Annotated in this window: 27 protein-coding genes; 16 read left to right on the top strand and 11 right to left on the bottom strand. The window is 68.6% G+C overall.

The window, feature by feature from the left end; genetic code table 11:
- The first annotated feature begins 47 nt into the window (after positions 1 to 47).
- The 3 genes from E9232_RS35920 to E9232_RS27805 are packed head-to-tail and all read left to right on the top strand — an operon-like array spanning position 48 to position 1701.
- Complete coding sequence (locus E9232_RS35920; protein WP_445351993.1) at positions 48 to 542, top strand: polyhydroxyalkanoate synthesis regulator DNA-binding domain-containing protein; 495 nt, start codon at positions 48 to 50, stop codon at positions 540 to 542.
- A gap of 8 nt (positions 543 to 550) precedes the next feature.
- Positions 551 to 1000 carry a type II toxin-antitoxin system VapC family toxin gene (locus E9232_RS27810; RefSeq protein WP_309799681.1) on the top strand — a complete coding sequence of 150 codons (450 nt, stop codon included), beginning with the start codon at positions 551 to 553 and terminating at the stop codon, positions 998 to 1000.
- A gap of 32 nt (positions 1001 to 1032) precedes the next feature.
- Entirely contained in the window at positions 1033 to 1701 is a 669-nt protein-coding gene (locus E9232_RS27805; protein ID WP_309799679.1) for a peroxiredoxin, read from the top strand.
- Positions 1702 to 1722: 21 nt separating this feature from the next.
- On the opposite strand, the gene lepB is transcribed toward E9232_RS27805, so the two are convergent.
- From lepB to E9232_RS27770, 7 genes are all read right to left on the bottom strand, one after another.
- Positions 1723 to 2409 carry a signal peptidase I gene (gene lepB, locus E9232_RS27800; RefSeq protein ID WP_309799677.1) on the bottom strand — a complete coding sequence of 229 codons (687 nt, stop codon included), beginning with the start codon at positions 2407 to 2409 and terminating at the stop codon, positions 1723 to 1725.
- Complete coding sequence (locus E9232_RS27795; RefSeq protein WP_309799675.1) at positions 2409 to 3347, bottom strand: acetamidase/formamidase family protein; 939 nt, start codon at positions 3345 to 3347, stop codon at positions 2409 to 2411. Before E9232_RS27795 ends, lepB begins: the two co-directional genes overlap by 1 nt.
- Positions 3348 to 3421: 74 nt before the next feature.
- Positions 3422 to 4273 (bottom strand): carbohydrate ABC transporter permease, encoded by an 852-nt coding sequence (locus E9232_RS27790; RefSeq protein WP_309799673.1) that lies wholly within the window; start codon positions 4271 to 4273, stop codon positions 3422 to 3424.
- Positions 4274 to 4277: 4 nt separating this feature from the next.
- The gene (locus E9232_RS27785; protein ID WP_309799671.1) at positions 4278 to 5201 is read right to left on the bottom strand and encodes a carbohydrate ABC transporter permease; all 924 of its coding nucleotides are present in this window, start codon (positions 5199 to 5201) and stop codon (positions 4278 to 4280) included.
- Between the two features lie 146 nt (positions 5202 to 5347).
- On the bottom strand, positions 5348 to 6616 hold the full coding sequence (locus E9232_RS27780) for an ABC transporter substrate-binding protein (protein ID WP_309799668.1): 1269 nt from the start codon (positions 6614 to 6616) through the stop codon (positions 5348 to 5350).
- Between the two features lie 34 nt (positions 6617 to 6650).
- The gene (locus tag E9232_RS27775; RefSeq protein ID WP_309799666.1) at positions 6651 to 7826 is read right to left on the bottom strand and encodes an aminotransferase class I/II-fold pyridoxal phosphate-dependent enzyme; all 1176 of its coding nucleotides are present in this window, start codon (positions 7824 to 7826) and stop codon (positions 6651 to 6653) included.
- On the bottom strand, positions 7819 to 8559 hold the full coding sequence (locus E9232_RS27770; protein ID WP_309799664.1) for a FadR/GntR family transcriptional regulator: 741 nt from the start codon (positions 8557 to 8559) through the stop codon (positions 7819 to 7821). Before E9232_RS27770 ends, E9232_RS27775 begins: the two co-directional genes overlap by 8 nt.
- A gap of 299 nt (positions 8560 to 8858) precedes the next feature.
- Between E9232_RS27770 and E9232_RS27765 the strand changes: the two genes are divergently transcribed.
- The 9 genes from E9232_RS27765 to E9232_RS27725 all read left to right on the top strand — a co-directional run bounded on the left by E9232_RS27765 (position 8859) and on the right by E9232_RS27725 (position 16912).
- Positions 8859 to 9173 (top strand): co-chaperone GroES, encoded by a 315-nt coding sequence (locus tag E9232_RS27765; protein ID WP_309799662.1) that lies wholly within the window; start codon positions 8859 to 8861, stop codon positions 9171 to 9173.
- 36 nt (positions 9174 to 9209) lie between these two features.
- Positions 9210 to 10838 (top strand): chaperonin GroEL, encoded by a 1629-nt coding sequence (gene groL / locus E9232_RS27760; protein ID WP_309799660.1) that lies wholly within the window; start codon positions 9210 to 9212, stop codon positions 10836 to 10838.
- 157 nt (positions 10839 to 10995) lie between these two features.
- A complete protein-coding gene (locus E9232_RS27755; protein WP_309799658.1) occupies positions 10996 to 11352 on the top strand; it encodes a hypothetical protein in 357 nt (118 codons plus the stop codon).
- A gap of 108 nt (positions 11353 to 11460) precedes the next feature.
- Positions 11461 to 12297, top strand: a complete 837-nt coding sequence (locus tag E9232_RS27750) for a lytic transglycosylase domain-containing protein (RefSeq protein WP_309799656.1) — start codon at positions 11461 to 11463, stop codon at positions 12295 to 12297.
- A 96-nt stretch (positions 12298 to 12393) separates the two neighbouring features.
- Positions 12394 to 12858, top strand: a complete 465-nt coding sequence (locus tag E9232_RS27745) for a hypothetical protein (RefSeq protein WP_309799654.1) — start codon at positions 12394 to 12396, stop codon at positions 12856 to 12858.
- A 144-nt stretch (positions 12859 to 13002) separates the two neighbouring features.
- Positions 13003 to 13641: a YiaD family glycine zipper/OmpA-like lipoprotein gene (locus E9232_RS27740; protein ID WP_309799653.1), complete on the top strand. Its 639-nt coding sequence runs from the start codon at positions 13003 to 13005 to the stop codon at positions 13639 to 13641.
- A 143-nt stretch (positions 13642 to 13784) separates the two neighbouring features.
- On the top strand, positions 13785 to 14753 hold the full coding sequence (locus E9232_RS27735; RefSeq protein WP_309799652.1) for a thiamine pyrophosphate-dependent dehydrogenase E1 component subunit alpha: 969 nt from the start codon (positions 13785 to 13787) through the stop codon (positions 14751 to 14753).
- 12 nt (positions 14754 to 14765) lie between these two features.
- Positions 14766 to 15797, top strand: a complete 1032-nt coding sequence (locus E9232_RS27730) for an alpha-ketoacid dehydrogenase subunit beta (protein ID WP_309799650.1) — start codon at positions 14766 to 14768, stop codon at positions 15795 to 15797.
- Positions 15794 to 16912: an acetoin dehydrogenase dihydrolipoyllysine-residue acetyltransferase subunit gene (locus E9232_RS27725; RefSeq protein ID WP_309799648.1), complete on the top strand. Its 1119-nt coding sequence runs from the start codon at positions 15794 to 15796 to the stop codon at positions 16910 to 16912. The genes E9232_RS27730 and E9232_RS27725 overlap by 4 nt, the downstream gene beginning before the upstream one ends.
- Before the next feature lie 10 nt (positions 16913 to 16922).
- On the opposite strand, the gene E9232_RS27720 is transcribed toward E9232_RS27725, so the two are convergent.
- Entirely contained in the window at positions 16923 to 17447 is a 525-nt protein-coding gene (locus E9232_RS27720) for a GNAT family N-acetyltransferase (protein ID WP_309799646.1), read from the bottom strand.
- Positions 17448 to 17674: 227 nt separating this feature from the next.
- Here E9232_RS27720 and E9232_RS27715 point away from each other — a divergent pair, with 227 nt between their 5' ends.
- From E9232_RS27715 to E9232_RS27700, 4 genes are all read left to right on the top strand, one after another.
- Positions 17675 to 19171, top strand: a complete 1497-nt coding sequence (locus tag E9232_RS27715; RefSeq protein ID WP_309799644.1) for an ankyrin repeat domain-containing protein — start codon at positions 17675 to 17677, stop codon at positions 19169 to 19171.
- A 198-nt stretch (positions 19172 to 19369) separates the two neighbouring features.
- Positions 19370 to 20401, top strand: coding sequence for an ABC transporter substrate-binding protein (locus tag E9232_RS27710; protein WP_309799642.1), 1032 nt, complete (start codon positions 19370 to 19372; stop codon positions 20399 to 20401).
- A 184-nt stretch (positions 20402 to 20585) separates the two neighbouring features.
- The gene (locus tag E9232_RS27705; RefSeq protein WP_309799640.1) at positions 20586 to 21440 is read left to right on the top strand and encodes an ABC transporter ATP-binding protein; all 855 of its coding nucleotides are present in this window, start codon (positions 20586 to 20588) and stop codon (positions 21438 to 21440) included.
- 24 nt (positions 21441 to 21464) lie between these two features.
- Positions 21465 to 22331: an ABC transporter permease gene (locus tag E9232_RS27700; RefSeq protein ID WP_309799638.1), complete on the top strand. Its 867-nt coding sequence runs from the start codon at positions 21465 to 21467 to the stop codon at positions 22329 to 22331.
- Between the two features lie 31 nt (positions 22332 to 22362).
- Here the strand turns inward: E9232_RS27700 and E9232_RS27695 are convergent, their stop codons facing one another.
- From E9232_RS27695 to E9232_RS27685, 3 genes are read right to left on the bottom strand one after another with little or no spacing between them, the layout of a single operon-like run.
- On the bottom strand, positions 22363 to 22992 hold the full coding sequence (locus E9232_RS27695) for a cysteine peptidase family C39 domain-containing protein (protein ID WP_309799636.1): 630 nt from the start codon (positions 22990 to 22992) through the stop codon (positions 22363 to 22365).
- A 7-nt stretch (positions 22993 to 22999) separates the two neighbouring features.
- On the bottom strand, positions 23000 to 24388 hold the full coding sequence (locus E9232_RS27690) for a sensor histidine kinase (protein ID WP_309799634.1): 1389 nt from the start codon (positions 24386 to 24388) through the stop codon (positions 23000 to 23002).
- The gene (locus E9232_RS27685; protein ID WP_309799632.1) at positions 24385 to 25056 is read right to left on the bottom strand and encodes a response regulator; all 672 of its coding nucleotides are present in this window, start codon (positions 25054 to 25056) and stop codon (positions 24385 to 24387) included. Before E9232_RS27685 ends, E9232_RS27690 begins: the two co-directional genes overlap by 4 nt.
- Positions 25057 to 25075: the final 19 nt, after the last annotated feature.

Below are 25075 nucleotides of genomic sequence, written 5' to 3'. Positions count from 1 at the left end.
ATGAGATTGAAGCATATGTCTTTGACATATGCTTGGTAAGGAACACCATGCCGACCACTCAGGCCGCCTCCGGGACTCCACCGTCGGCTGAAAAGCCGAAGATCGCTCCTATTACCATCAAGAGGTACGCCCAACGCCGCCTCTACAACACGGCGACGTCGAGCTATGTGACGCTTGAGAACTTGGCCCAGATGGTCAAGGACGGCGGCGAATTCGCGGTCTACGACGCGGCGACGGGCGAGGATCTCACCCGCTCGGTGCTGACCAAAATCATCGTCGAGGAGGAGAGCAGGGGCCGCGACCGAATGCGGGAACAGAGGCACGTCAGACTGTTTCGCAATGGCCGCAACCAGGCGGTTCGCATTCCGGTGGAGTTCGAACTCCCGGGCGATGAAGCGATCATGCATCGCGACGGCGATCGTCTCGTGATCGAGCCCGTCCGCAAACGCGGACTCTTGGCCCTCCTCAAGACGATGAAGCCTCTCGGTGAGGACTTCCCGGAGATCAGCGATCCGGTGCCGACGCCCGAGGACGTGCTTTGACCCACTACATGTTGGACACGAACATCATCTCGGATCTGGTCCGGAACCCGCAGGGCAAGGCCGCGAAGCGGATAGCCATCGTCGGTGAAGACAACGTTTGCACCAGCATCATCGTGGCTGCGGAGTTGCGCTACGGCTGCGCCAAGAGCGGTTCGCAACGGCTGCTCAAGGCTGTTGAGGATGTGCTTGGCGAGATCAAGGTGCTGCCGTTCGACGTTCCCGCCGATACGGACTACGGTGGAATTCGCTCCGAGTTGGAAGCCGCCGGAAAACCTATCGGTGGCAACGACCTGCTGATCGCCGCCCATGCCTGTGCGACCGGTGCGACCATCGTGACCGCCAACATCGGCGAGTTCAGGCGGATCCGCGGTCTGAAGGTGGAGAATTGGCTCGTCGGAGAGGGATCGGCTGTGGCCGAGGGTGACGCCCCTGATGACACCGGCCTTACGACGCGGTAAAATTACAAAATTAACGTTAATTGGAGGTAAAAATGGCCGGACCGCTCGCGATTGGTGAGGACGCGCCCGATTTCGAAGTCGAGACCACGGAGGGGCGGATCCGCTTCCACGAGTGGCTCGGTTCGTCCTGGGGCGTGCTGTTCTCGCACCCGAAGGACTTCACCCCGGTGTGCACCACCGAGCTCGGCGCCGTCGCCCGGATCAAGCCGGAATTCGACAAGCGCGGGGTCAAGGTCATCGGCCTCAGCGCCGACCCGGTCGACCGCCATGCCGGCTGGGCGGCCGACATCGAGGAGACCCAGGGCCACGCCCCGAACTTCCCGGTGATCGCGGATTCCGAGCTGGTGGTGTCGAAGCTGTACGGCATGCTGCCGGCCGATGCCGGGACCACCTCGGAAGGCCGCACCGCGGTCAACAACCAGACCGTGCGCAACGTCTACGTCGTCGGGCCGGACAAGAAGATCAAGCTGCTGATCTCCTACCCGATGACCACCGGCCGCAACTTCGACGAGGTGCTGCGGGTGATTGATTCGCTGCAGCTGACCGCGAAGCACAAGGTCGCGACGCCGGCGGACTGGAAGAATGGGGAGGACGTCATCATCGTCACCTCCGTCACCGACGAGGAAGCCCGGCAGAAGTACCCGGCCGGCTTCAAGACGCTGAAGCCTTATCTCCGCACTGTTGCCCAGCCGCAAGACTGACAGCTCGACTAGGTCCCGGGCTCAGTCGAGCCCGGGAACCGTCTCCGGCGGCACCAGCCAGCCGGAGTTCGGCCGCAGCCGGTAGACGACGCGGCCGACGATGTTGCCGATCGAGATCGGGCCCATCTCGGCAACACGGCTGTCCATCGAGTTGTCCCGGTTGTCGCCCAGCACGAACACGGCGCCTGGTGGCACCACGCTTTCGGAAACGTCGTCCAGCATCCCGGCATCCGACATCTCGGCGATCTCGTAGGGCCGGACGCCGCTCAACGCCTCTTCGTAGACGGACACCGGCGTCGGACCGAGGGACAGGTCCAACTCCACGCGGCCCTTCGGGCGCCGCTCCACGACCTTGCCGTTCAGGACCAGCCGTCCCGCCTTCACGGCCACCCGGTCCCCCGGCGAGCCGATGACCCGTTTGACAAAGACCGTATCCGGGCTTGGCGGCCGAAAGACGATGATCTCGCCACGGCCGGGCATGGTTCCCGCAGCACGCAGATCGGCCAGCAGGACGTCCTTTTCTCCCAGCGTCGGCATCATCGACGAACTGCCCATCGCGTAGCTCTTGACCGGGATGCCGGCGGCGGCGAAGCGGGCGGCGATGTCGGCGCCGTCCAGCCAGTCGCCGAACGTCGCCCCGGCGGCCCGGCCCGCCGACAGAGCCAGCAGGGCGGTGCCCGCCAGCCCGATCGCCTCGCGCCGGCGCATCATCGGCGCAGCAGGTCTTTCGCCATCATCATGTGCACGCCCTTGCAGCCATTGACGGTCTGGGTGATGCGCAGGTCGCCGGCCAGGCTGCACAGGGTGTAGGCGTCGTGGCGCGACAGCCCGACGGTCTCGCCCAGCAGCACGATCATGTCGCGCAGCGCCATGACCGCGCATTGGTCCAGGTCCGGATCCATGCCCATGGTGATATGGTGGGTCGGGGTCTCCGCCCGCGGATAGGCGAAGGACAGGTCGTCGCGGACGATCAGCTGGAAGGTGCCTCGCAGCGCCGTCTCGATCGCGGTGATGCAGACCTCGCCGTCGCCCTGCGCGCCATGACCGTCGCCGCAGGAGAACAGGGCGCCGTCGTTGAACACGGGCAAATAGAGGGTGGTGCCGGCCACCAGCTCCTTGTTGTCGATGTTGCCGGCATGGGCGCGCGGCTGGATCGAGCTGATCCTGCCCCAGCCCTTCGGCGGCGCCACGCCCATGACCCCGAAGAAGGGGCGCAAGGGCAGGTCCAGGCCCCAGGGCAGCCGGGCCGTGCCCGCCTTGGCATCCAGCGGGATGTTGAGCAGCCGCGCTTCCTCGAAGTCGTAGGGCAGGGTGCCGGCCAGCGGCCGGATGACGTTGTAGCCCCAGTCCTGGCGCAGCGCGACGTCGAGGATCCTCACCTCCAGCACCTGGCCCGGCCGGGCGCCGCGGACGGCGACCGGCCCGGTCAGGATATGGCCGGGGGTCGACCGGTCGCAGCGTTCATGGATCTGGTACAGCTCGGGGGGGACGTGGAAGTCGCCGCCCGGCAGCACCTCAGGCGGGCCCGACACCGAATCGATCACCACGGTGTCGCCGCTGTCGACGGTCAGCACCGGCTCCCGCGCGGCGTCGAAATAGCCCCAGGCGCAGGTCTCGGGCGAGGCAGGCAGGTGGTGCTGCGGCATGGTCGATTCCCCCTGGGATGATGATCCCACGCTCGGTCTTTTTCGCGCCGGATTCAATCCCTGAGGAGACAGACTTAGCCCTTCACCGCGCCGGCGGTCAGTCCTTGCACGAGATAGCGCTGGATCACCGCGAAGAAGATGCAGACCGGGATCAGCGCCAGCACCGAGGCCGCGGTCATCTGGCCCCAGTCGACGCCGAACTTGGCGACGAAGGTCAGCAGGCCGACGGCGAAGGTCTTCTGGCTGTCGGAGTTGATCAGCATCAGCGCGAACAAGAGCTCGCTCCAGGCCGCGGTGAAGACGAAGCCCAGCGTCGCGCCCATGCCCGGCAGGGTCAGCGGCAGGATCACCCGGCGCAGCGCCTGGAAGCGGTTGCAACCGTCGATCATCGCCGCCTCTTCCAGCTCCTTCGGGATCGAATCGAAGAAGGACTGCATCAGGAAGGTGGCGAAGGCGACGTTGAAGGCGCTGTAGATGACGATCAGCCCCATCAGGTTGTTGGTCAGGCCCAGCGGCGCCATCAGGCGGTAGACCGGCGGGATGATCATCACCAGCGGGAAGGTCTGGGTCAGCAGCAGCACGAACATCACCGCCGGCTTGGCCTTGAAGCGGAAGCGCGAGAAGGCGTAGCCGGAGGCCGAGGCGCAGACCGTCACCACCGCCGCCGTGGCGATCGAGACGATGACGCTGTTGATGAAGTAGCGCGGGAAGTTGCTGCTGGTCAGCACCGACCCGAAATTGCCCAGGGTCCATTCCGACGGCCAATAGGTGATACCTTCGGAGAACAAGAGCTGGGTCGGCGTGACCGAGATCTTGATCAGCCAGTACAGCGGGAACAGCGCGAACAGCAGGTAGGCACCGATGCCGAGATAGAAGCCGGTGCCGGTGGCGAGGCGGCCGAAGGGCGAGCGTCCGACGACGTTCATGGTCTCATTGCCCCGCGAGCAGGCTCTTGCGCATCCGGATCAGGATGCCGGCATAGAGCAGGAGGAGAAGCAGCAGCACGGTCGCGATGGCCGAGGCGTAGCCGAAGTCGAGCCGGGTGAAGGCCTGGGCGAAGATGTAGGTCGACAGGATGCTGGTGGAGTTGGCGGGGCCGCCATTGGTCATCACCCAGATCAGGTCGGCGAAGGTGGCGATCCAGATGGTGCGCAGCAGCACGGTGATGGCGATGGTCGGCGCCAGGAACGGGATGGTGATCTTGGTGAAGCGCTGCCACGCCGTGGCGCCGTCGATCGCCGCCGCCTCGTAGAAGTCGGACGGAATCGCCTGCAGCGCCGCCAGCAGGGTGATGGCGAAGAACGGGATGCCGAACCAGACATTGGCCAGGATCGGCCCCCACATCGCCAGGTCCGGGTCGGACAGGATGTTGAACGGCTCGGGCAGGATGCCCAGGCCGGCCAGCCAATAGGGCAGGGGCCCGACCACCGGGTTGAACAGCCAGGCGAAGACCAGGCCGGACAGGAAGGTCGGCACCGCCCAGGGCAGGAACACCAGCGCCTGCACCAGGCGCTTGCCGCGGAACGGCCGGTTCAGCAGCATCGCCAGCCCCAGCCCGCCGAAGAACTGGAAGAACAGGCTGCCGACCGTCCACCACGCCGTGTTCTTCAGCGCCCGCCAGAAATTGGCGTCGTGCAGCAGCGTCTGGAAGTTCTTCAGCCCGACCCAGGAGCTCTTGAACGGCCCGAAATCCTGGAAGGCATAGGACAGCCCGACGATCAGCGGCACCAGCAGGCTGACCGTCAGCAGGATCAGCGCCGGGCTGAGATACAGCCAGGGCTCCAGCGCGTTTCCGAGCGTGCGGCGGAAGGATCCCGGGCGGGCGCCCGGGATCGCGTGGGTGGCTGTATTCATCGGTCGATGGCCCTTTCACCGTCATTGCCCGGCTTGACCGGGCAATCCAGGGGCCGCCAAGAACGGCTCTCACGGCCCCTGGATGCCACGGTCGAGCCGTGGCATGACAATGGAGAGAGGTCAGGCACTGAATTTCACCGTTATCGTCACTTCTTGCCGGCCAGGAACTTCTGCTGCGCGGCGGTGAGGTAGTCGGACCACTCCTTGGCCACGTCGGCGGTCTGCTTCTGGCCCAGCAGGGCCTCCTGGAAGCTCTGCACCGACATCACGTCGAAGAAGTAGCCGAACTCCTCGAGATGGGCCGGCCAGGGGATCGGCTGCCACTGCGGGTCGTTCAGCTCCTTGAACCAGCCGGCGTAGAGGTCGCCGGAGAAATGCGCGTCCTTCTCGGCGCCCTTGTGGATCGGCAGGACGCCGACGAACTTGGCCCATTCGATGTTCTGCTGGCTGTCGAGCAGGTAGGACATCAGCTTCCAGCTCTCCTCCTTGTGCTCGCTGTTGGCGAACATCGACCAGCCGGCATAGCCGATCGAGGGGTAGGCGTGGCCGCCGGGGCCGACCGGCATCGGCGCCACCGCGAAGTCCTCGGGCTTCATGTGGTCGAGGATGCCGATCATGGCGTCCGGATCGTTGTCCAGCATGGCGCAGGCGCCGGAATAGAAGCCGGTGACGGTCTCGTTGAAGCCCCAGTTCAGGCTGTCCTTGGGCGCTCCGCCGGCCTTGTACAGGTCGACCAGGAACTGCATGCCCTTGGCCGCGTCGGCGTCGCCGAGGGTCGAGGTGCCGTCGTCGTTGAAGAACTTGCCCTTGCCGTCCATGGTCAGCATGAAGAAGGCGGTGCCGCCGGTGCCGCCCTTGCCGCCGCGCAGGCAGTAGCCGGCCTTGCCGCCGCCCAGCGCGCCGATCTTCTTCGACACGTCCATGAACTCGTCGAGCGTCTTCGGCGGCGCGGCGATGCCGGCCTCCTTGAACAGCTTCTTGTTCCAGTACAGGCCGCGCAGATAGAAGCCGTAGGGCACCATGTAGGCGGTGTCCTTCACGGTCTTGGAGAACTGCACCGCACGCTCGCCCAGGGTCGGGGCCTCGTCCCATTTGGCGATGTAGGGGTCGAGGTTCTCGAGCTGGCCGTTGTTGGCGTAGAGCGACATCCAGCGTTCCGGCATCTCGGCGATGTCGGGGGTCTCGCCGGCCTGGACCATGGTCAGGAACTTCTCGAACGCCTCGCCCCAGGGCAGCGACACGATCTCGACCTTGATGCCCGGATTGGCGGCCTCGAACTTGTCGATCTGGCCCTTCAGGAACTCGGTCCGCTGCGGGCTGGTGATGACCTCGACCAGCTTGAGGTTGGTGTCGGCCAGCGCCGGGCCGGTGAAGGCGATCGCGGCCAGACCGGCCAAAAGCAACATCCGTTTCATTTTTGCCTCCCTGTTGAACGATGGAAAACGTGGATCAGCCGGCCGAGGCTCCGAGGGCGCGATCGAGGTCGCCCCACAGATCCTCGGTGTCTTCGAGCCCGACCGCGATGCGGACGATGCGCGGCGTCACCCCGAAGGCCGACATCGCGTTCGGCCCCTGGGCCTGGCGCAGCGACGCCTGGGCCGGGATCACCAGGCTTTCATGCCCGCCCCAGCTGACGCCGAGCTTGAACAGCCGCAGCCCGTCGACGAAGCGCGGCACGTCGACCCGCGCGTCGACCTCGAAGGAGAACAGGCCGCTGTGGCCGGTCAGCGTGGCGCCGCCCGGGTGGTTGGAGAACACCGGATGCAGCACCCGGGTGACCAGCGAATGATCGGCCAGGCGCCGGGCGATCGCCAGCCCGCTCTCCTGGTGCTGCCGCATCCGCAGCGGCAGGGTGCGCATGCCGCGGATCAGCAGCCAGGCCTCGAACGGCGACAGCTTGCCGCCGAGATACGGGTAGGTCAGGTCGTTGACCCGGGCGATGCGCTCGGCCGAGCCGGCGATCACCCCCGCCACCGTGTCGCTGTGGCCGCTGAGGTATTTCGAGGCCGAGTGGACGACCAGGTCGACCCCGTGCTTCAGCGGCTGCTGGAACAGCGGCGTCGCCCAGGAATTGTCGATGATGGTGGCCGCGCCATGCGCCTTGGCCAGCGCCGCCAGCCGGCCGATCTCCTGCAGGTCGAACACCATCGAGGTCGGGTTCTCGAGATACAGCAGCTTCGCCCCCGGCAGCGCCGCCTCGACCGCCGCGAGGTCGCCGGCGTCGACATAGTCGACGGTGACGCCGACCCGCGGCAGCAGCTTCTCGAAGAAGCGGTAGGCGTCGCCATAGACGTGGCGGGTGCACAGGATGCGGTCGCCGGCGCCGGCGATGCTGAGCACGGCGGAGCTGATCGCCGCCATGCCGCTGGCGGTGCCGCGCGCCGCCTCGGCGCCTTCCAGCGCCGCGATCTTGCGCTCGAACTCCTGCACCGTCGGGTTGTTGCCGCGGGAATAGATCGGCCGCTGGATCTGGCCCGAGAACGCCGCCTCCATCTCCGCATAATTGGCGAAGGTGAACAGCGAGGTCTGGTAGATCGGCGGCACCACCGCGCCGGACGGGAAGGCATCGTCATGCGCCAGCTGGGTGGCGGCGGCGTAGTCGTCGGCGGCGTAGTCGTCAGTCATGGTCTGGCCCGCGGTTCCGGTCGGCGTTGCGGATGTCTTCGTCGACCATGTCGATGATGGTCAGCGCGGCGTCGCGCGCCCCGTCCGGGTCGCGCCGGACGATCGCGTCGTACATCACGCGGTGATAGGGGAAGGTGCGGCCGGCGAAATCCGGCATGTCGAGCGGGTTTTCCCAGAAGCGGTGGAAGGCGTCCCGCATGCTGGCCAGGATCTGCTCGAAGATCGGGTTCTCGGTGGCACGGAAGATCGACTGGTGGAACTCCCAGTCCTGCTCCGGCGCGTCGCCGTATTTCAGGTGGTGCGCTTCCATGATGTCGAGCCGGCGGCCGATCTCGGCGACCTGCACGGGGGTCGCGCGGCGGGCGCAGATCGCCGCGGCCTCGCCCTCCAGCGCCCGGCGCACCTCCAGCGTGTGCAGCAGGGTGTCGACGTCGGAGGCGCGGTCGATGGTCAGCGGCATGTGGATGCTGGCGGTCGAGACCGCGACGCGCAGATAGGTGCCGCTGCCCTTGCGCATCTCGACGATGCCGAGGCCTTCCCAGCGCTTCAGCGCCTCGCGGATGGTCGAGCGGCTGACCTGCAGCTGCTCCGCCAGCTCGCGCTCCGGCGGCAGCCGGTCGCCCGGCTTGATGCCCGTCCGCTCGACATGCTCCGTCACCGCCACCAGCACGGCCTCGTCACGCGTCGGCGTGCGGACCGGCAGCAGCGATGAGGATCGGGGACGCAGGGACATCGGTAGGGTCGACCTTCAGAATTGGTCTGACATCCCGACCACATCTACGGGAGGAGCCGCCTCGCGTCAACCGGAACTCCGTAGCGCCGCACGCCCGCGCTAAAGGAGTCTCGATCGGGAATTCAGGAGCCTTATCAGCGGATTGGCACTCTCACGGCAAGAGTGCTGAAAATTTGTCGGCGGGCTCTTGACGGCTATTTTCGCGCTCCCCATGTCGCCCGAGCGAACCGGCGAGCCCGCATTCTCGAGGCTGCCGCTCGCGATCACATGACGAGAGATTGGCAAGATAGGAGTCCGCAATGACGTTCTGTCCGCTGCACGATCGCGTGGCCGTCCGCCGCCTCGACGGCGAGGAGAAGACCCGGGGCGGCATCATCATTCCCGACACCGCCAAGGAGAAGCCGCAGGAGGGCGAGGTCGTCGCCGTCGGCCCGGGGCTGCGGGACGAGACCGGCAAGCTGGTGCCGCTCGACGTGCAGGCCGGCGACCGGGTGCTGTTCGGCAAATGGTCGGGGACCGAGGTGAAGATCGACGGCCAGGATCTGCTGATCATGAAGGAATCCGACATCCTGGGCATCCTCGAAGGGGCCGCCGCGCAGAAGGCGGCGGCCTGATCGGAGCCGTCGGATCGTTTTTGAGGGAGTGATGAAATGGCTGCGAAGGATGTGAAGTTCTCCGTCGAGGCGCGCGAGAAGATGCTGCGCGGCGTCGACATCCTCGCCGATGCGGTCAAGGTCACGCTGGGCCCGAAGGGCCGCAACGTCGTGATCGACAAGTCGTTCGGCGCGCCGCGGATCACCAAGGACGGCGTCACCGTCGCCAAGGAGATCGAGCTCGCCGACAAGTTCGAGAACATGGGCGCGCAGATGGTGCGCGAGGTCGCGTCGAAGACCAACGACCTGGCCGGCGACGGCACCACCACCGCGACCATTCTGGCATCGTCCATCGTCAAGGAAGGGACCAAGGCGGTGGCCGCCGGCCTGAACCCGATGGACCTGAAGCGCGGCATCGACACCGCCGTCGAGGCGGTGGTCGCCGACCTCAAGGCCAATGCGCGCAAGATCACCCGCAACGACGAGATCGCGCAGGTCGGCACGATCTCGGCCAATGGCGATGCCGAGATCGGCAGGTTCCTGGCCGAGGCGATGGAGAAGGTCGGCAACGAGGGCGTGATCACGGTGGAGGAGGCCAAGAGCCTCGACACCGAGCTCGAGGTGGTCGAGGGCATGCAGTTCGACCGCGGCTACATCTCGCCCTATTTCGTCACCAATGCCGAGAAGATGCGGGTCGAGCTCGAGGATCCGTACGTCCTGATCCATGAGAAGAAGCTGTCCTCGCTGCAGGCGCTGGTGCCGCTGCTCGAGGCGGTGGTGCAGTCGGGCCGGCCGCTCCTGGTCATCGCCGAGGACGTCGAGGGCGAGGCCCTGGCCACCCTCGTGGTCAACCGGCTGCGCGGCGGCCTGAAGGTCGCGGCGGTCAAGGCGCCGGGCTTCGGCGACCGGCGCAAGGCGATGCTCGAGGACATCGCGGTGCTGACCGGCGGCACCGCCATCTCCGAGGATCTCGGCATCAAGCTCGAGACCGTCACGCTCGACATGCTCGGCCGCGCCAAGAAGGTGGTGATCGAGAAGGAGGCCACCACCGTCGTCGACGGCGCCGGTTCGAAGGCCGAGATCGAGGCCCGCATCCGGCAGATCCGGGCGCAGATCGAGGAGACCACCTCGGACTACGACCGCGAGAAGCTGCTGGAGCGTCTGGCCAAGCTGGCGGGCGGCGTCGCGGTGATCCGCGTCGGCGGCGCCACCGAGGTCGAGGTGAAGGAGCGCAAGGATCGCGTCGACGACGCGATGCACGCGACCAAGGCGGCGGTGGAGGAGGGTATCCTGCCCGGCGGGGGCGTGGCGCTGCTGCGCGCGCTGAAGGCCCTCAACGAGCTCAAGCCGGAGAATGACGACCAGCGGACCGGCATCGACATCGTCCGCCGTGCGCTGCAGGCGCCGGCGCGGCAGATCGCGGTGAATGCCGGCGAGGACGGCTCGCTGATCGTCGGCAAGGTGCTGGAGACGCCGGACTACGCTTTCGGCTTCGACGCCCAGACCGGCGAGTATGGCGACATGTACGCCAAGGGCATCATCGACCCTGCCAAGGTCGTCCGCGCGGCGCTGCAGGACGCGGCCTCCGTCGCCGGCCTCCTGGTCACCACCGAGGCGATGGTGGCCGAACTGCCGAAGAAGCCGGCCGCCGAGGCGCCGGCCCACGGCGCGGGCATGGACTACTGAGGCAACGTCCGGCCGCGGGGAGACGAGAGGCCGCCCGCCTCTCGTCGTCCGCGGCGGCAACTGAATCTCACCATCGAGCGCAACGGCGGGACGCAGACTGTTGCCGTCCAGGTCGCACCCGCCGGAAGCTCGTGAACGAACGAGGAGGAGAACGGGAATGATCGGTTCGACATCGTTCATGACATCATCCCTCGGAATGCGCGTGCTGGCGGCGTACCGCTCCAGCCGCAAGGCAGGACATGATGAGTGGAGCGCCTGCGAGGCGGCGCTGGAGGTCGTCCGGCGTGCCCATCCGGAGGCCTCGGCAGATTTCGCCAACACCTTTGTTTCGGACGTGCTGCGCGAGGCCTACCCGCCGGAGCGCATCAGAGCCGCGGCGGCGCGGCCGCGGACGGCCGCCGTACCGCCTGCCCGGCGAAGCGGCCGGGACCTGCGACCGTCGGACAAGATCCATTTCCGGCGTCTGCCGGCTGCAAGGGCGACATCCGGTGCGACGCCCGATCTGCCGCGGTGATCGCGCCGGCGTCGCGCCTGCCGCCCATCACCCGTTGTGGTCGGTTCGCAACGGAGGGAAATCGCACTACCATGGCCGCCGGCGCGGTCGGCGAGGATCTGGATGCGGATGCGTGGATGGGCCCCGATCGCGATCGCCTGGACGCTGCTGTGCTGCGGCATGGCGGCCGCGGCGCCGGGCAAGGACGAGACGGTCGAGCAGGCGGTGTGCCGGCTGATCGAGGACTCCGCGACGGCGCAGAACCTGCCGCTGGAGTTCTTCACCCGGCTGATCTGGAAGGAAAGCCGGTTCCGGCCGCATGCGGTCAGCCCGAAGGGCGCGCGGGGCGTGGCCCAGTTCATGCCCGGCACCGCGAAGATGCGCGACCTGGCCGACCCCTTCGACCCCGAGACGGCATTGCCGGCCTCGGCCGCCTTCCTGGCCGAGTTGCGCGACCAGTTCGGCAATCTCGGCCTCGCCGCCGCCGGCTACAACGCCGGGCCGAATCGGGTCGCGAGCTGGATCGGCGGCCACGGCTACCTGCCGCTGGAGACCGAGGACTACGTCCAGTTCGTCACCAAGCGGTCGGCCGACGAATGGGTGCCGAAGCCGGACGGCAGCGTCCCCAGCTTCGACGGCAGCCCCAAGCCCTGCCTCGAGCTGCTGGCGTCGCTGAAGACCGAGGGTGACGACAGCGAGCTGCTGTCGCCGACCGCGCCCTGGCATGTCCAGATCGCCGGCAACTTCTCCAAGGGCCGGGCGCTGGCCGCCTATGGCCGGGTCCGCAAGCGCTACCCGCAGCTGATGGCCGACATCCAGCCGATGATCGTCGGCACCCGCATGCTCAGCATGGGCACGCGCCGCTTCTACCGGGTCAGCGTCCCGGCGCAGAGCCGGGCGGAGGGCAACCAGTTCTGCAGCCGCCTGCGCCGGGTCGGCGGCGCCTGCATCGTGCTGCGGAACTGACCGCGGCCGCCTCGGTTCCACCATCATCGCTTCTTAAACGAGACATCGACTTCCACTCGGGGCGCCGTCATTCGAATGAAAACGAAACTCGCTTTCTTGCCGATCATCGGAAGCCTGCTGGCGCTGAGCGGATGCATCGCCGCCGGAGGCGGCAGCGACATCGACGCCCGGGCGAGTGCGCTGGTCGGGCAGAAGATCGATGTGGCCACTGCCGAATTCGGCCCGGAGGATCATGAGGGCGGCTCGGCCACCCATCCCAACATCGGTACCGAGGCCGAGCCGCTGTATGTCCACAATTGGAGCCGCTACGGCAGCACCCAGCACCAGCGGTTCGTTCAGACCGGAACCGCATCGACGGGCCAGGCCCTGGTCGGCGTGATCCCGGCCGGCGGCGGGATGGCCGAGACCCCGCTGTACCAGGATCAATCCGCCCCGACCGGATATTACGAGCAGGACGGCGAGTCCTGCCTTCTCTACTTCACGACCGATCGGACCAACACGATCGTCCGATACGGCCTTCAGGGCGGATATTGCGACAGCCTGTTTGCCGACGGGGAATAGATCGGGCATGGCGACCTGCTGCGACGCCGCGCGCGGCCCCTTGAAGACGGCGGCAGCGGACCAATCCTCATTCCGACCATCTTTGGGGCCGAGTATCCCCCGAGGCCGGCGACCGTCGCACCGGACTTCCTGAGAGAGGGCATCATGCGCATCCGTCGTTCGCTGCTCGTTTTCGGCCTGGCGGGGGCCGTGGCTTCCTGCCAGAACCCCAACTACCAGAACACCGTCGGCGGGGCGGCCGTCGGCGGCTTGGCCGGGGCCGGCATCGGTGCCCTGGTTAGCGGCGGCAACCGCGGCGAGGGGGCCCTGATCGGCGCCGGCATCGGCGCGCTCGCCGGCGGCGCGATCGGCAACTACATGGACCGGCAGCAGGCCGATCTGCGGCGCAACCTGGCCGGCAGCGGCATCGGCGTGAACCGGCGCGGCGACAACCTGGTGCTGGAGATCCCGGGCGATGTCACCTTCGCCACCGATTCCGCCACCATCCGGCCGGGCTTCTATGGCCCGCTGGACAATGTCGCGGCGTCGCTGAACCAATACACCCAGACCTATGTCAACGTGGTCGGCTACACCGACAACACCGGCTCGGCCGAGTACAATCAGCGGCTGTCCGAGGCCCGGGCGCGGTCGGTGGCCGACTACCTGTCCTCTCGCGGCGTCTACGCGCCCCGGATCAACATCGGCGGCGGCGGCGAAAGCATGCCGAAGGCCAGCAACGCCACGGCGTCCGGCCGCCAGGCCAACCGCCGGGTCGAGCTGACGATCCGGCCCAACGGGCAGTGACCGGAGGGGCATTCATTCGACCAAAGGCGTAGGCCGCAACGCGACGGGTTCCCAACCCGGACGGGCACAGGCTAGGCTTCTTGCCGGACAACAAGATCCGCAACGGGTTGACGGATACAGAATCCGCAACGGGAGGAACGGCCATGCAGTTGAGTCGCGACGACCTTTTGCGTGCCTATCGACAGATGCGCCTGATCCGCGAATTCGAGGACCGGGTCCATCTCGAATTCGCCACCGGCGACATTCCGGGTTTCGTCCACCTCTATGCCGGTGAGGAGGCCAGCGCCGTCGGCGTCTGCCTGCACCTGACCGACCGGGATTCGATCGCCAGCACCCATCGCGGCCACGGCCATTGCATCGCCAAGGACTGCGATCCGGCGGCGATGATGAAGGAGATCTACGGCCGCAAGGACGGGCTGTGCGGCGGCAAGGGCGGGTCGATGCACATCGCCGACCTGTCGAAGGGCATGATGGGCGCCAATGGCATCGTCGGCGGCGGCCCGCCGCTGATCTGCGGTGCCGCGCTGGCGGCCAAGACGCTGGGCACCGGCGGCATCGCCGTGTCCTTCACCGGCGACGGCGGCTCGAACCAGGGCACCACCTGCGAGGCGCTGAACCTGGCCACGGTGTGGAAGCTGCCGGCGATCTTCGTGTTCGAGAACAACGGCTATGCCGAGGCGACGTCGAGCAAGTTCTCGGTCAGCTGCCAGGACATCGTCGACCGCGCCCACGCCTTCGGCATGCCCGGCATCCAGGTCGACGGCCACGACTTCTTCGCGGTGTGGGAGGCCGCGCGAGAGGCGGTCGACCGCGCCCGCTCCGGCGGCGGCCCGACCCTGATCGAGGTCAAGCTGAACCGCTACTACGGCCACTTCGAAGGCGATGCCCAGACCTATCGCGCGCCCGGCGAGGTCGATGCCATCCGGGCCCAGCGCGACAGCCTGGACATGTTCCGCAACCGGGTGACGGAGGCCGGTCTGCTGGAGGGCGCGCAGCTCGACGCCATCGATGCGGAAATCAAGCAGCAGATCGAGCGCGCCGTGGTCGACGCCAAGGCCGCTTCGGTGCCCGGCCCGGCCGATCTGCTGACCGACGTCTACGTCTCGTATTGAGGGAGGCAGGCCATGTCCAAGAAAAGCTTCCGCCAGGCGATCAACGAGGCGCTGGCCCAGGAGATGCGGCGCGACCCGCGCGTGATCCTGATGGGCGAGGACGTCTCCGGCGGCTCCGGCGCGCCGGGCGAGCAGGACGCCTGGGGCGGGCCGCTCGGCGTCACCAAGGGGCTGCACAAGGAGTTCGGCCCGACCCGGGTGCTCGACACCCCGATCACCGAAAGCGCCTTCATCGGCGCCGCGGCCGGCGCGGCGGCCAGTGGCCTCAGGCCCGTGGCCGAGCTGATGTTCGTCGACTTCATGGGCGTCTGCTTCGACCAGATCTTCAACCAGGCCGCCAAGTTCCGCTACATGTTCGGCGGCAAGGCGGTGACGCCGCTGACCATCCGCACCATGTACGGCGCCGGCTTCCGCGCCGCGGCCCAGCACAGCCAGTGCCTGTACCCGCTGTTCACCCACATCCCCGGGCTGAAATGCGTCATCCCGTCCTCGCCCTATGAGGCCAAGGGCCTGCTGATCCAGGCGATCCGCGACGACGACCCGGTGATCTTCTTCGAGCACAAGGTGCTGTACGACATGGAGGAGGAGGTGCCGGACGAGCCCTACACCATCCCCTTCGGCGAGGCCAACCTGGTGCGCGAGGGCGAGGACGTCACCATTGTCGCCATCGGCCGCATGGTCCAGATGGCCAAGGCCGCGGCTGACGCACTGGCCAAGGAAGGCATCGACTGCACCATCATCGACCCGCGCACCACCTCGCCGCTCGACCTCGACACCATCCTGGAGAGCGTCGAGGAGACCGGGCGGCTGGTGGTGGTGGACGAGGCCAGCCCGCGCTGCAACATGGCGACCGACATCTCCGCCCAGGTGGCCGACCACGCTTTCGCCAGCCTGAAGGCGCCGATCAAGATGGTGTCGCCGCCGCACACGCCGGTGCCGTTCGCCGCCGCGCTGGAAGACCTCTACGTGCCGAATGCCGACAAGGTGGCGGCGGCGGTGCGCACGGTGATGGGCGCGCCGGGCCGGCGGGAGGCCGCGGAATGAGCGGGACGATTCATCCCATCACCATGCCGAAATGGGGCTTGGCGATGACCGAGGGCCTGCTCGCCGCCTGGACCGCGGCGGAAGGCGCGCGGATCGAGCCGGGCACCGAGATCGTCGACATCGAGACCAGCAAGATCACCAACGCCCTGGAATCCCAGGTCGCCGGCACGCTGCGCCGGCGGGTGGCGGAGGAGGGGCAGACCCTGCCGGTCGGCGCCCTGCTCGGCGTCGTGGTCGAGGGCGAGGTGGCGGAGGCGGAGCTCGACCGCTTCATCGCAGCGTTCCAGGCCGAGGCCGCGGCAGCGGCCGAAAGCGCGGCCCCGCCGCCGGAACCTAAGATCGTCCAGGCCGGCGGCCGGGCGATCCGGGCGCTGGTGACGGGCGAGGGCGACGGCACGCCGGTGGTGCTGATCCACGGCTTCGGCGGCGACCTCAACAACTGGCTGTTCACCCAGCCAGCATTGACCGGTCGATCGGTCAATTCCATCGACCTGCCCGGCCATGGCGGATCGAGCAAGGATGTTGGTGCTGGGGATCTGGCGGCGCTGTCCGGCGCGGTGCTGGCCTATATGGACGCCGCCGGCATCGCCAGGGCCCATCTGGTCGGCCATTCCCTGGGCGGCGCGGTAGCGCTGTCCCTGGCGCTCGACGCGCCCGAGCGGGTGGCATCGGCGACGCTGATCGCCCCGGCCGGGCTGGGGGCGGAGATCAATGGCGGCTACATCGACGGCTTCATCACGGCGCAGAAGCGCAAGGACCTGAAGCCGCATCTCGAGGCGCTGTTCGCCGACCCGGAGCTGGTGACCCGCGACCTGGTCGAGGACGTGCTCAAATACAAGCGGCTGGACGGGGTCGACGCGGCGCTGAAGGCGATCGCCGGCAGCGTTTTCCCCGGCGGCCGCCAGGCGGTGTCGCTGCGCGACCGGCTCGGGACCCTCAAGGTGCCGGTCCAGGTGGTGTGGGGCACCGCGGACGCCATCCTGCCGGCCGCCCATGCCGACGGGTTGCCGGCGGCGATCGCGGTGCACCGCTTCGATGGCAAGGGCCACATGGTGCATATGGAAGCCGCGGCCGAGGTCAACCGGCTGATCGGGGACTTCGTCGCCGCGCATTGAGCGCGGCGGCTCAGCTCTCCGGCAGGGTCTTGTCGCCCTCGCCGAGGGGCCGCTGCATCAGCACGCTGTCGACCCAGCGGCCGAACTTGAAGCCGATCGAGGGCAGCAGGCCGGTGCAGGCGAAGCCCATCGCCTCGTGCAGCCCGATCGAGGCGGTGTTCGCGCTGTCGCCGATCACCGCCACCATCTGCCGCGCGCCGGCCTCGGCGCACAGGTCGATCAGCCGCTGCAGCAGGGCCCGGCCGATGCCGCGCCCGGTCATGTCGGCGGCGACATAGATCGAGTTCTCGACGCTGTAGCCATAGGCCGGCCGGCTGCGGTAGGGCCCGGCATAGGCGAAGCCCGCCACCGTTCCGTCGACCTCCGCCACCAGATGCGGCAGGCCGCGGCCGGTGACGTCGAGCCGCCGGCGCGCCAGCTCCGCCACGTCCGGCGGGATCTCCTCGAAGGAGGCGAGGCCGGTCAGCACGTGATGGGCGTAGATCGCCTGGATCGCCGGCAGGTCGGCGGGGACGGACGGGCGGATGAGGGGCACGGCGGAACCGGATTGTCATGGTGACCGCGCACCATGGCGAGGACGCGGCCGCAGGGCAACATCCAGTTGCGACGGGCTATCAGGCGGGATAGCCTTCGGCCCGCGTGCAAGACGCATCCGGTCCGCGGGAAGGGCAGCGCCCCCTTGTGAGAGACGAACGCAGAGCTGCGTCGATCCTTCTTTCTGCCCGATGATGCGGATGCCGGGCGTGTGAAAGGAGGAGCGTCATGCCCCATCCCTATGCCCAGGACCTGCCCGCCTCGCCCGATCCGGAGCAACAGAAGAAGCGCGCCAAGGACCTGCTGAAGGCCCTGCGCGCCGGCAGCGCCGAGGCGCTGGCCCGCATCCGCTACAGCCATCCCCGGCTGGCCCATCGCGGCGATGCCGAGATCACCGCCGCCGCGAAGCTCAGCGATGCACAATGGGTGATCGCTCGCGAATACGGCTTCGCCAGCTGGCCGAAGCTGCAGGCCCATCTGGCCGGAAGCCCGCCGGAGATCGCCCGGCCGTTCGAGACCGAGCTGCAATACTACCGCGACCGCGCCGCCGGCATCCGCAGCAACCACCGCACCGGCGAGGCCGGATCGCTGCGGCTGGTGCAGCGCTTCCATCCCCGCTTCGCCGCAGTGTCGGAGGCGGAGATCCGGGCCGCGGAGTTGAGCGAGGCCGATGCCGAGCTGATCGTCGCCCGCGCCCATGGCTTTGCCGACTGGGCCGGCTTCGCCAACCGGATCGAGGCGATAAAGGCGGGGCGGGCGGAGGAACCGTTCCGCACGGCCTTCGAGGCGATCCGCAGCGACGACCGTGCGGCGCTGGCCGCAGTGCTGGCGGCGCATCCCGATCTGGTCAACACCCGCGGCACCAACGGCAACCGGCTGCTGATGCTCGCCATCTCGATGAACCGGCTGGATCAGGCCAACGACCTGCTCGATGCCGGCGCCGATCCCAATCTCGCCAACGACAAGGGCTGGGGGCCGCTGCACGACATCGCCTATGGCGGCGGCCGCGGTGACCGCGAGGCGCGGCTGGCGCTGCTCGACCGGCTGATCGCGGCCGGCGGATCGGTCGAGGCCGAGGCCTATGGCGGCGGCGGCACGTCGCTGGCCGTGGCGCTGTTCTGGGGGCACACGGTGATGGCCGAACGACTGGCGACGGAGGTGGTCGCGCCGCTGAACCTGCGCATCGCCGCCGGGCTCGGCCGGATCGATCTGATCGACCTGTTCTTCGACGGGACCGGGGCGCTGCGGCCGGAGGCGGGGCACCATCGCGGCTTCTACCGGCCGCACAGTGGCTTTCCGGAATGGCACATGACCGACGCGCCGCAGGAGATCCTGGACGAGGCGCTGACCTGGGCCGCGCGCAGCGGCCGGATCGAGGCGATGGCGGCGCTGCTGGCCCGCGGCGCCGACATCGACGCGGCGCCCCACAATGGGGCCGCGCTGCACTGGGCGCTGCTGAGCCATCGGGCGGAGACGGTGGAGTGGCTGGTCGGGCAGGGGGCCGATATCGACCGCCGCGTCGCCTGGGGCGACACCGCCGACGTCACCCCGCTGCACATGGCGGCCGGCTGGGCCAACGACCTGCGCGGCGCCCGGCTACTGCTGGCGCGCGGCGCCGACCCGGCGGTGCGCGACCGCACCTATGACAGCACGCCGCTCGGCTGGGCCGAACATTTCGGCCATCCCGAGATCGCGGCGCTGCTGAAGGGCGAGACGCCCGTCTGACCGGGCTTCGGCAACGATCCGCCTGCCGGATCGGGTGGATCGTTGCCGATCCGATATCCCGATCGTATGAAAGCTGACTGAAAGCTTCGCGCCGTCATCGTGTCGCCATCGCGCCTCGGGGCCGGCTTCGGCTGCCACCCCGGGGCAGCGCCGGCCCCGGGTGGTCCAGGGCCGCAAGAGAGATCGGGAGGAGACACGATGGTGCGCCATCATTCGAGAAGCCTCGCCTGCGCGATCGCCTTCGGCGCCGTGCTGGCATCGTCCGGTGCGGCCCTGGCCGAGGACAAGATCACCATCATCGTCGGCGGCATGGAGAAACAGATCTACCTGCCGGCCGTGCTGACCCAGCAGCTGGGCTATTTCAAGGACGAGGGGCTGGACGTCGAGCTGCTGAACAGCCGCGCCGGCGTCGAGGCCGAGAACGAGCTGATCGCCGGCGCCGTGCAGGGCGTGGTCGGGTTCTACGACCACACCGTCGACCTGCAGGCCAAGGGCAAGTATATCCAGACCATCGTCCAGTTCAGCCAGGCCCCGGGCGAGGTCGAGATGGTCTCGTCCAAGCTGGCGGACCAGATCAAGTCCCCGGCCGACTTCAAGGGCCAGACCCTCGGCGTCACCGGCCTCGGCTCCTCCACCGACTTCCTGACCCAGTACCTCGCCGTGCGCGGCGGGCTGAAGGCGGGCGACTACACGCTGCTGCCGGTCGGCGCCGGCAACACCTTCATCGCCGCGGTGAAGCAGGAGCAGATCGCCGCCGGCATGACCACCGAGCCGACCATCGGGCAGCTGCTGAAGACCGGTGACGCCAAGATCCTGGTCGACATGCGGACGCCGGAAAAGACCGCGGCGGCCCTGGGCGGCCCGTACCCGGCCGCGTCCTTCTACGTCCAGTCCAGCTGGGCCGAGAGCCACAAGGAAGAGGCCCAGAAGCTGGCCAACGCCTTCGTCAAGACGCTGCGCTACATCTCCAGCCACAGCGCCGAGGAGATCGCGGCCCTGATCCCCAAGGACTACTACGTCGGCGACAAGGACTCCTATGTCCGCGGCCTGGCCGAGGGCAAGGCGATGTTCACGCCGGACGGCCGCATGCCGGATGGCGGCCCGCAGACGGTGCTGAAGGTGCTGCAGGCCTTCAGCAAGAACGTCCAGGGCAAGGAGATCGACCTGTCCAAGACCTACACGACGGAATTCGTCGACGCGGCGGCCAAGACCCTCGGCTCCGCCCAGTGATCCGTTCCGGCCGGGCGTGATCGCCTGAGCGATCCGCCCGGCCGCTCTCCCACCGACGTCTCAGTCGCCGCCCATTCTCTTCCCCGTCATTCCCGCGAAAGCGGGAATCTCTTCGACGGCTTGACCGTTTGAAGATCCCCGCTTTCGCGGGGATGACAGGATGAGGCTGCGCATGGAGTCCGCCATGTCCCTGTCCGTTTCTCCCGCCGCCACCGGCCCGGCCCCTGTCCCGGGCCTGGCGCCGGCGATCGAGCTGGTCAATGTCAGCCGCCGCTTCGTCACCCCCGACGGCCGCATGCTGACCGCGCTGCGCGACTTCAACATGACTGTCGGGCGGGGGGAATTCGCCTGCGTCGTCGGCCCGACCGGCTGCGGCAAGTCAACCACGCTGAACCTGGTCACCGGCCTGGCCCGGCCCAGCGCCGGCGAGGTCCGGCTGATGGGCGCGCCGATCACCGGCATCGACCCCAGCATCGGCTTCGTGTTCCAGGCCGATGCGCTGTTCCCGTGGCGCAGCGTGCTGGACAACGTCGCCGCCGGGCCGCTGTTCCGCGGCGAGAAGAAGAAGGCCGCCTATGAACGGGCCCGCGACTGGATCGCCCGGGTCGGTCTGTCCAAGTTCGAGGGCCACTATCCGCACCAGCTGTCGGGCGGCATGCGTAAGCGCGTGGCCCTGGCCCAGACCTTCATCAACGAACCCAAGATCCTGCTGATGGACGAGCCGTTCAGCGCGCTCGACATCCAGACCCGCACGCTGATGCAGGACGAGCTGCTGGCGCTGTGGTCCGGCTCCGGCGCCTCGGTGATCTTCGTCACCCACGACCTGGAGGAGGCGGTGGCCCTGGCCGACAAGGTCTATGTGCTGACCGCGGGCCCGGCCACGGTGAAGGCGGTCTACGACATCGCCCTGCCGCGGCCGCGGGTGATGAGCGAGATCCGCTACGAGCCGGAGTTCATCGAGATCGCCCGCGTCATCTGGGACGACCTGCGCGAGGAAGTGCAGATCGGCCAGCAGCGCGCCATGGGCCAGGCCCACTAGGGCGGAGGGGGAGGAGACATGACCATGACCATCACCGCGACCCATGGCGGTGCGGCCGTGCCGACCGCCGCCGAGATCGAAGCCGGCATCCAGGCCCGGATGCGCCGCCGCCGCCTGCTGGTGATCACGCTGCGCATCGCCATCCTGGTCGTCGCCCTGGGCGGGTGGGAGATTTCCACCCGGGCCGGCTGGGTCGACCCGTTCTTCTTCGCCATGCCGTCCGGCATCGCCGACCAGATCTGGACCTGGATCACCGAAGGCACCTCCCAGGGACCCTTGTGGTACGAGATCCTGGTGACGCTGGAGGAGACGACCATGGGCTTCGCCATCGGCGTGGCCGGCGGCGTCGCCTGCGGCATCCTGCTCGGCCGCAACAAGCTGCTGGCCGACGTGTTCAGCATCTACATCAAGATCGCCAATTCGGTGCCGCGCGTGGTGCTGGGGTCGATCTTCATCATCGCGCTCGGCCTCGGCATGCCGTCCAAGGTGGCGCTGGCGGTGGTGATGGTGTTCTTCGTCGTCTTCGCCAACGCCTTCCAGGGCGTGCGCGAGGCCGACCGGGCGATGATCGCCAACGCCCAGATCCTCGGCGCCTCCTCGTTCCAGATCACCCGCTCGGTGGTGATCCCCTCGGCGATGAGCTGGATCCTGGCCAGCCTGCATGTCAGCTTCGGCTTCGCCCTGGTCGGCGCCGTGGTCGGCGAATTCCTGGGCGCGCGGCACGGCGTCGGCCTGCTGATCGCGACCGCACAGGGCGCCTTCAACGCCAACGGCGTGTTCGCGGCGATGATCATCCTCGCGGTGCTGGCGCTGGGGGTGGAGTACCTCATCACCATCGTCGAGAACCGGCTGGTGAAGTGGCGCCCGGCGCCCTTCAACGAGCACGCCTAAGTCGCAGCGCGCCGGGGCAGTGCCATCTCCCTCAGGGCAGGATGGCGATGCCCCGGCCGGCGAAGAAGCGGTCGAAGGTCTCGACCGGCAGGGCCACGGCCTCGCGGGCGGCGCGGTCGTGGCCCGACGGGTTGTGGAACACCAGCCGGCCGTCTTCGAAGCCATGGACCAGGACCAGGTGCCCGCCCTTGGCGGGCGCTTCGGTTTCGGGCCGCCGGATCGACGGGTGCACCGAGGCGATGAAGAACTGCGCCCCGCGCAGGATGCCGGGAATGCCGCGGGCGGTGATGCCGGTGACGATCTGGGCGGACAGGCCGAACTCCGCCCGCACGAAGGCGACGAAGGGGGCGTAGATCAGGCCCTTGATCGCCTCGCCCTCGACGACGTAGCCGCCATGGGCGGTGGCGCCGCGGGCCAGCTCCAGCAGTGGCGGCGCCCGGCCGGTGCGTGCGGCCAGCACCATCTTCAGGCAGGCCATGCCGCAGATGTGGTCGGCCCAGCGCGCGTAGTCCGCCGCGTCCGTGGCGCCGGACTTCGCCCAGTTCGGATCCTCGGCCAGCGGCAGCCGGCCGGCCAGGATGTCCTCGGCGCGGTCGGGCGATTCCCATTGCGAGAAGTAGGGCACGGGGCTGGCCGGGGCCCGCTGCGAGATATCGTCCATCCGCTGATCAATCCCTTCCGTCTTCCGCCGCCGGCAGGCGGATCTCCGCGACCAGGCCGTGGCCGCTGGCAGGGTCGCGCAGGCGCACCGTGCCCCCTGCGGTCTCCACGATTTCCTTGACGATCGCAAGCCCCAGGCCGCTGCCGGCGCCCTCGGTGCCCAGGATCCGATAGAAGCGCTCGAACACCTGGTCGCGCTCGGCGGCCGGGATGCCCGGGCCATCGTCCTCGACCCGCAGCAGCGCCATGGCCCCTTCGGCCGCGACGGCGACCGTCACCACCCCGCCGGCGGGGACGTAGCGCAGGGCGTTCTCGACCAGGTTGACCACCGCCTCGCGCAGCATGGTCTCGTCGCCGCGCACGGCGATGCCGGGATCGCCGTCGAGGCCCAGATCGATGCCGCGCTCCACCGCCAGCCCGGCCAGGGGTTCCAGGGCCTGGCGTGCCAGGTCGTGCAGGTCGATCCGGTCATGGCGCGGACGCCGGCTGCCGGGGGCCGCGCGCGACAGCGTCAGCAGCTGGCTGGCCAGATGCGCCAGCTGGCCGGCGCTGCGCTGCAGGGCGGTCAGGGCCTCGGTCCGGGCCGGCTCCGCCGGCTCGCGCAGGGCATAGCTGGCCTGGGTGTTCAGCAGGGCCAGCGGCGTGCGCAGCTGGTGCGCGGCATTGGCGACGAAGCGGCGCTGCGCCGCCATCTGCCGTTCGACCCGCTCCATCAGGTGGTTCAGCGCCCCGACCAGGGGCCGCAGCTCGGTCTGCACCGAATCGACGGCGAAGGGCGTCAGCTCGTCCGGGCGGCGGCGCTGCACGGCGTTGCGCAGCCGCAGCAGCGGCGTCAGCCCGCGCGCCAGGCCGATCAGGGCCAGGATGCCGGCCACCAGCAGCAGCAGGCTCTGCTGCCCCAGCGCCCGCAGCCACAATTGCCGGGCCAGCGCCGCATGGCTGTGCAGGGTGACGCCGACCGCGACCTCGACCGGGCTGGCGGCCCCGGCGCCGACCACCGGATGGCTGATGGCGATCAGCCGCAGCGCCTCGTCGCGATAGGGCTGCTCCAGGGCGGCGGGGTCCTCGCCCTCGGCCGTCATCGTCGCCAGCGGCAGGTCGGGGTAGCCGGTCAGCAGGCGGCCCTCGGCGGTCTGGACGCGGTAATAGACGCGGTCCTGGTTGCCGGTGGCGAACATCTCCAGCGCCACCGGCGGGATCAGCGCCTCGATCACGCCGCGGTCGACCCGGGTCTGCTCGGCGATGGCGCGGGCCGAGGCCAGCAGCATGCGGTCGGTCACCAGGTCGGCCGTCGCCGCCGCGCCGCGATAGGTGGTCCAGACATTGACCGCGACCACCCCGGCCAGGGGCACGATCAGCCACAGCAGCAGTTCGAGACGAAGGCTTTTGATCCTCATGGATCCTCGTGCCGCAGCAGATAGCCCAGGCCGCGCAGGGTCACGATGCGGACGCGGCCGCCCTCCAGCTTCTTGCGCACGCGGTGGACATAGATCTCGATCGCGGTCGGGTCGGCGTCGTCGTCGAAGCCGAACACGCTCTCCGACAGCTTGGTCTTGCTGACGGTCTGGCCGGATTTCAGCAGCAGCTGCTCCAGCACCGCATGCTCGCGCGGGGTCAGCAGCAGCGCGCGCTCGCCCAGGCGGAACTGCCGCAGATTGGTGTCGAGCGAGAGGTCGCCGCAGCTGATCACCGGGCTGGTCCGGTCATGCGCCCGGCGCAGCTGGACCCGGATCCGCGCCTCCAGCTCGGCGATCTCGAACGGCTTGGCCAGATAGTCGTCGGCGCCCTCGTCCAGCCCGGTGACGCGGCCATCCAGGCTGGCATTGGCGGTCAGGATGATCACCGGGGTCCGGCTGCCGCGGCGGCGCATCCGCCGCAGCACCTGCAGCCCGTCCAGCTTGGGCAGGGTCAGGTCGAGGATGACTAGGTCGTAGTCCTGCACGCTGAGGACATGGTCGGCGTCCTCGCCGTCGGCGACGCAGTCGATGGTGTAGTTGTCGCGCCGCAGCAGCTTGGCGAGCCATTCCGCCAGCTCGGCATTGTCTTCGACCAGGAGCAATCGCATTGCGCCACAGCGCCACCGG

It is taken from the genome of Inquilinus ginsengisoli, assembly GCF_031453975.1.
GTDB classification, from domain to species: domain Bacteria; phylum Pseudomonadota; class Alphaproteobacteria; order DSM-16000; family Inquilinaceae; genus Inquilinus; species Inquilinus ginsengisoli_A.
The sequence above is the reverse complement of the archived record's forward strand: the minus strand, read 5'-3'. Positions and strand labels throughout refer to the sequence as shown.

Coding starts and splice junctions, on each gene's coding strand:
- E9232_RS27755 (WP_309799658.1), top strand. CDS start 10,996: ATGATCGGTTCGACATCGTTCATGACATCATCCCTCGGAATGCGCGTG.
- E9232_RS27700 (WP_309799638.1), top strand. CDS start 21,465: ATGACCATCACCGCGACCCATGGCGGTGCGGCCGTGCCGACCGCCGCC.
- groL (WP_309799660.1), top strand. CDS start 9,210: ATGGCTGCGAAGGATGTGAAGTTCTCCGTCGAGGCGCGCGAGAAGATG.
- E9232_RS27780 (WP_309799668.1), bottom strand. CDS start 6,616: ATGAAACGGATGTTGCTTTTGGCCGGTCTGGCCGCGATCGCCTTCACC.
- E9232_RS27740 (WP_309799653.1), top strand. CDS start 13,003: ATGCGCATCCGTCGTTCGCTGCTCGTTTTCGGCCTGGCGGGGGCCGTG.
- E9232_RS27715 (WP_309799644.1), top strand. CDS start 17,675: ATGCCCCATCCCTATGCCCAGGACCTGCCCGCCTCGCCCGATCCGGAG.
- E9232_RS27730 (WP_309799650.1), top strand. CDS start 14,766: ATGTCCAAGAAAAGCTTCCGCCAGGCGATCAACGAGGCGCTGGCCCAG.
- E9232_RS27810 (WP_309799681.1), top strand. CDS start 551: ATGTTGGACACGAACATCATCTCGGATCTGGTCCGGAACCCGCAGGGC.
- E9232_RS27765 (WP_309799662.1), top strand. CDS start 8,859: ATGACGTTCTGTCCGCTGCACGATCGCGTGGCCGTCCGCCGCCTCGAC.
- E9232_RS27690 (WP_309799634.1), bottom strand. CDS start 24,388: ATGAGGATCAAAAGCCTTCGTCTCGAACTGCTGCTGTGGCTGATCGTG.
- E9232_RS27790 (WP_309799673.1), bottom strand. CDS start 4,273: ATGAACGTCGTCGGACGCTCGCCCTTCGGCCGCCTCGCCACCGGCACC.
- E9232_RS27695 (WP_309799636.1), bottom strand. CDS start 22,992: ATGGACGATATCTCGCAGCGGGCCCCGGCCAGCCCCGTGCCCTACTTC.
- E9232_RS27770 (WP_309799664.1), bottom strand. CDS start 8,559: ATGTCCCTGCGTCCCCGATCCTCATCGCTGCTGCCGGTCCGCACGCCG.
- E9232_RS27710 (WP_309799642.1), top strand. CDS start 19,370: ATGGTGCGCCATCATTCGAGAAGCCTCGCCTGCGCGATCGCCTTCGGC.
- E9232_RS27785 (WP_309799671.1), bottom strand. CDS start 5,201: ATGAATACAGCCACCCACGCGATCCCGGGCGCCCGCCCGGGATCCTTC.
- E9232_RS27735 (WP_309799652.1), top strand. CDS start 13,785: ATGCAGTTGAGTCGCGACGACCTTTTGCGTGCCTATCGACAGATGCGC.
- E9232_RS27775 (WP_309799666.1), bottom strand. CDS start 7,826: ATGACTGACGACTACGCCGCCGACGACTACGCCGCCGCCACCCAGCTG.
- E9232_RS35920 (WP_445351993.1), top strand. CDS start 48: ATGCCGACCACTCAGGCCGCCTCCGGGACTCCACCGTCGGCTGAAAAG.
- E9232_RS27795 (WP_309799675.1), bottom strand. CDS start 3,347: ATGCCGCAGCACCACCTGCCTGCCTCGCCCGAGACCTGCGCCTGGGGC.
- E9232_RS27750 (WP_309799656.1), top strand. CDS start 11,461: ATGCGTGGATGGGCCCCGATCGCGATCGCCTGGACGCTGCTGTGCTGC.
- lepB (WP_309799677.1), bottom strand. CDS start 2,409: ATGCGCCGGCGCGAGGCGATCGGGCTGGCGGGCACCGCCCTGCTGGCT.
- E9232_RS27705 (WP_309799640.1), top strand. CDS start 20,586: ATGTCCCTGTCCGTTTCTCCCGCCGCCACCGGCCCGGCCCCTGTCCCG.
- E9232_RS27685 (WP_309799632.1), bottom strand. CDS start 25,056: ATGCGATTGCTCCTGGTCGAAGACAATGCCGAGCTGGCGGAATGGCTC.
- E9232_RS27805 (WP_309799679.1), top strand. CDS start 1,033: ATGGCCGGACCGCTCGCGATTGGTGAGGACGCGCCCGATTTCGAAGTC.
- E9232_RS27725 (WP_309799648.1), top strand. CDS start 15,794: ATGAGCGGGACGATTCATCCCATCACCATGCCGAAATGGGGCTTGGCG.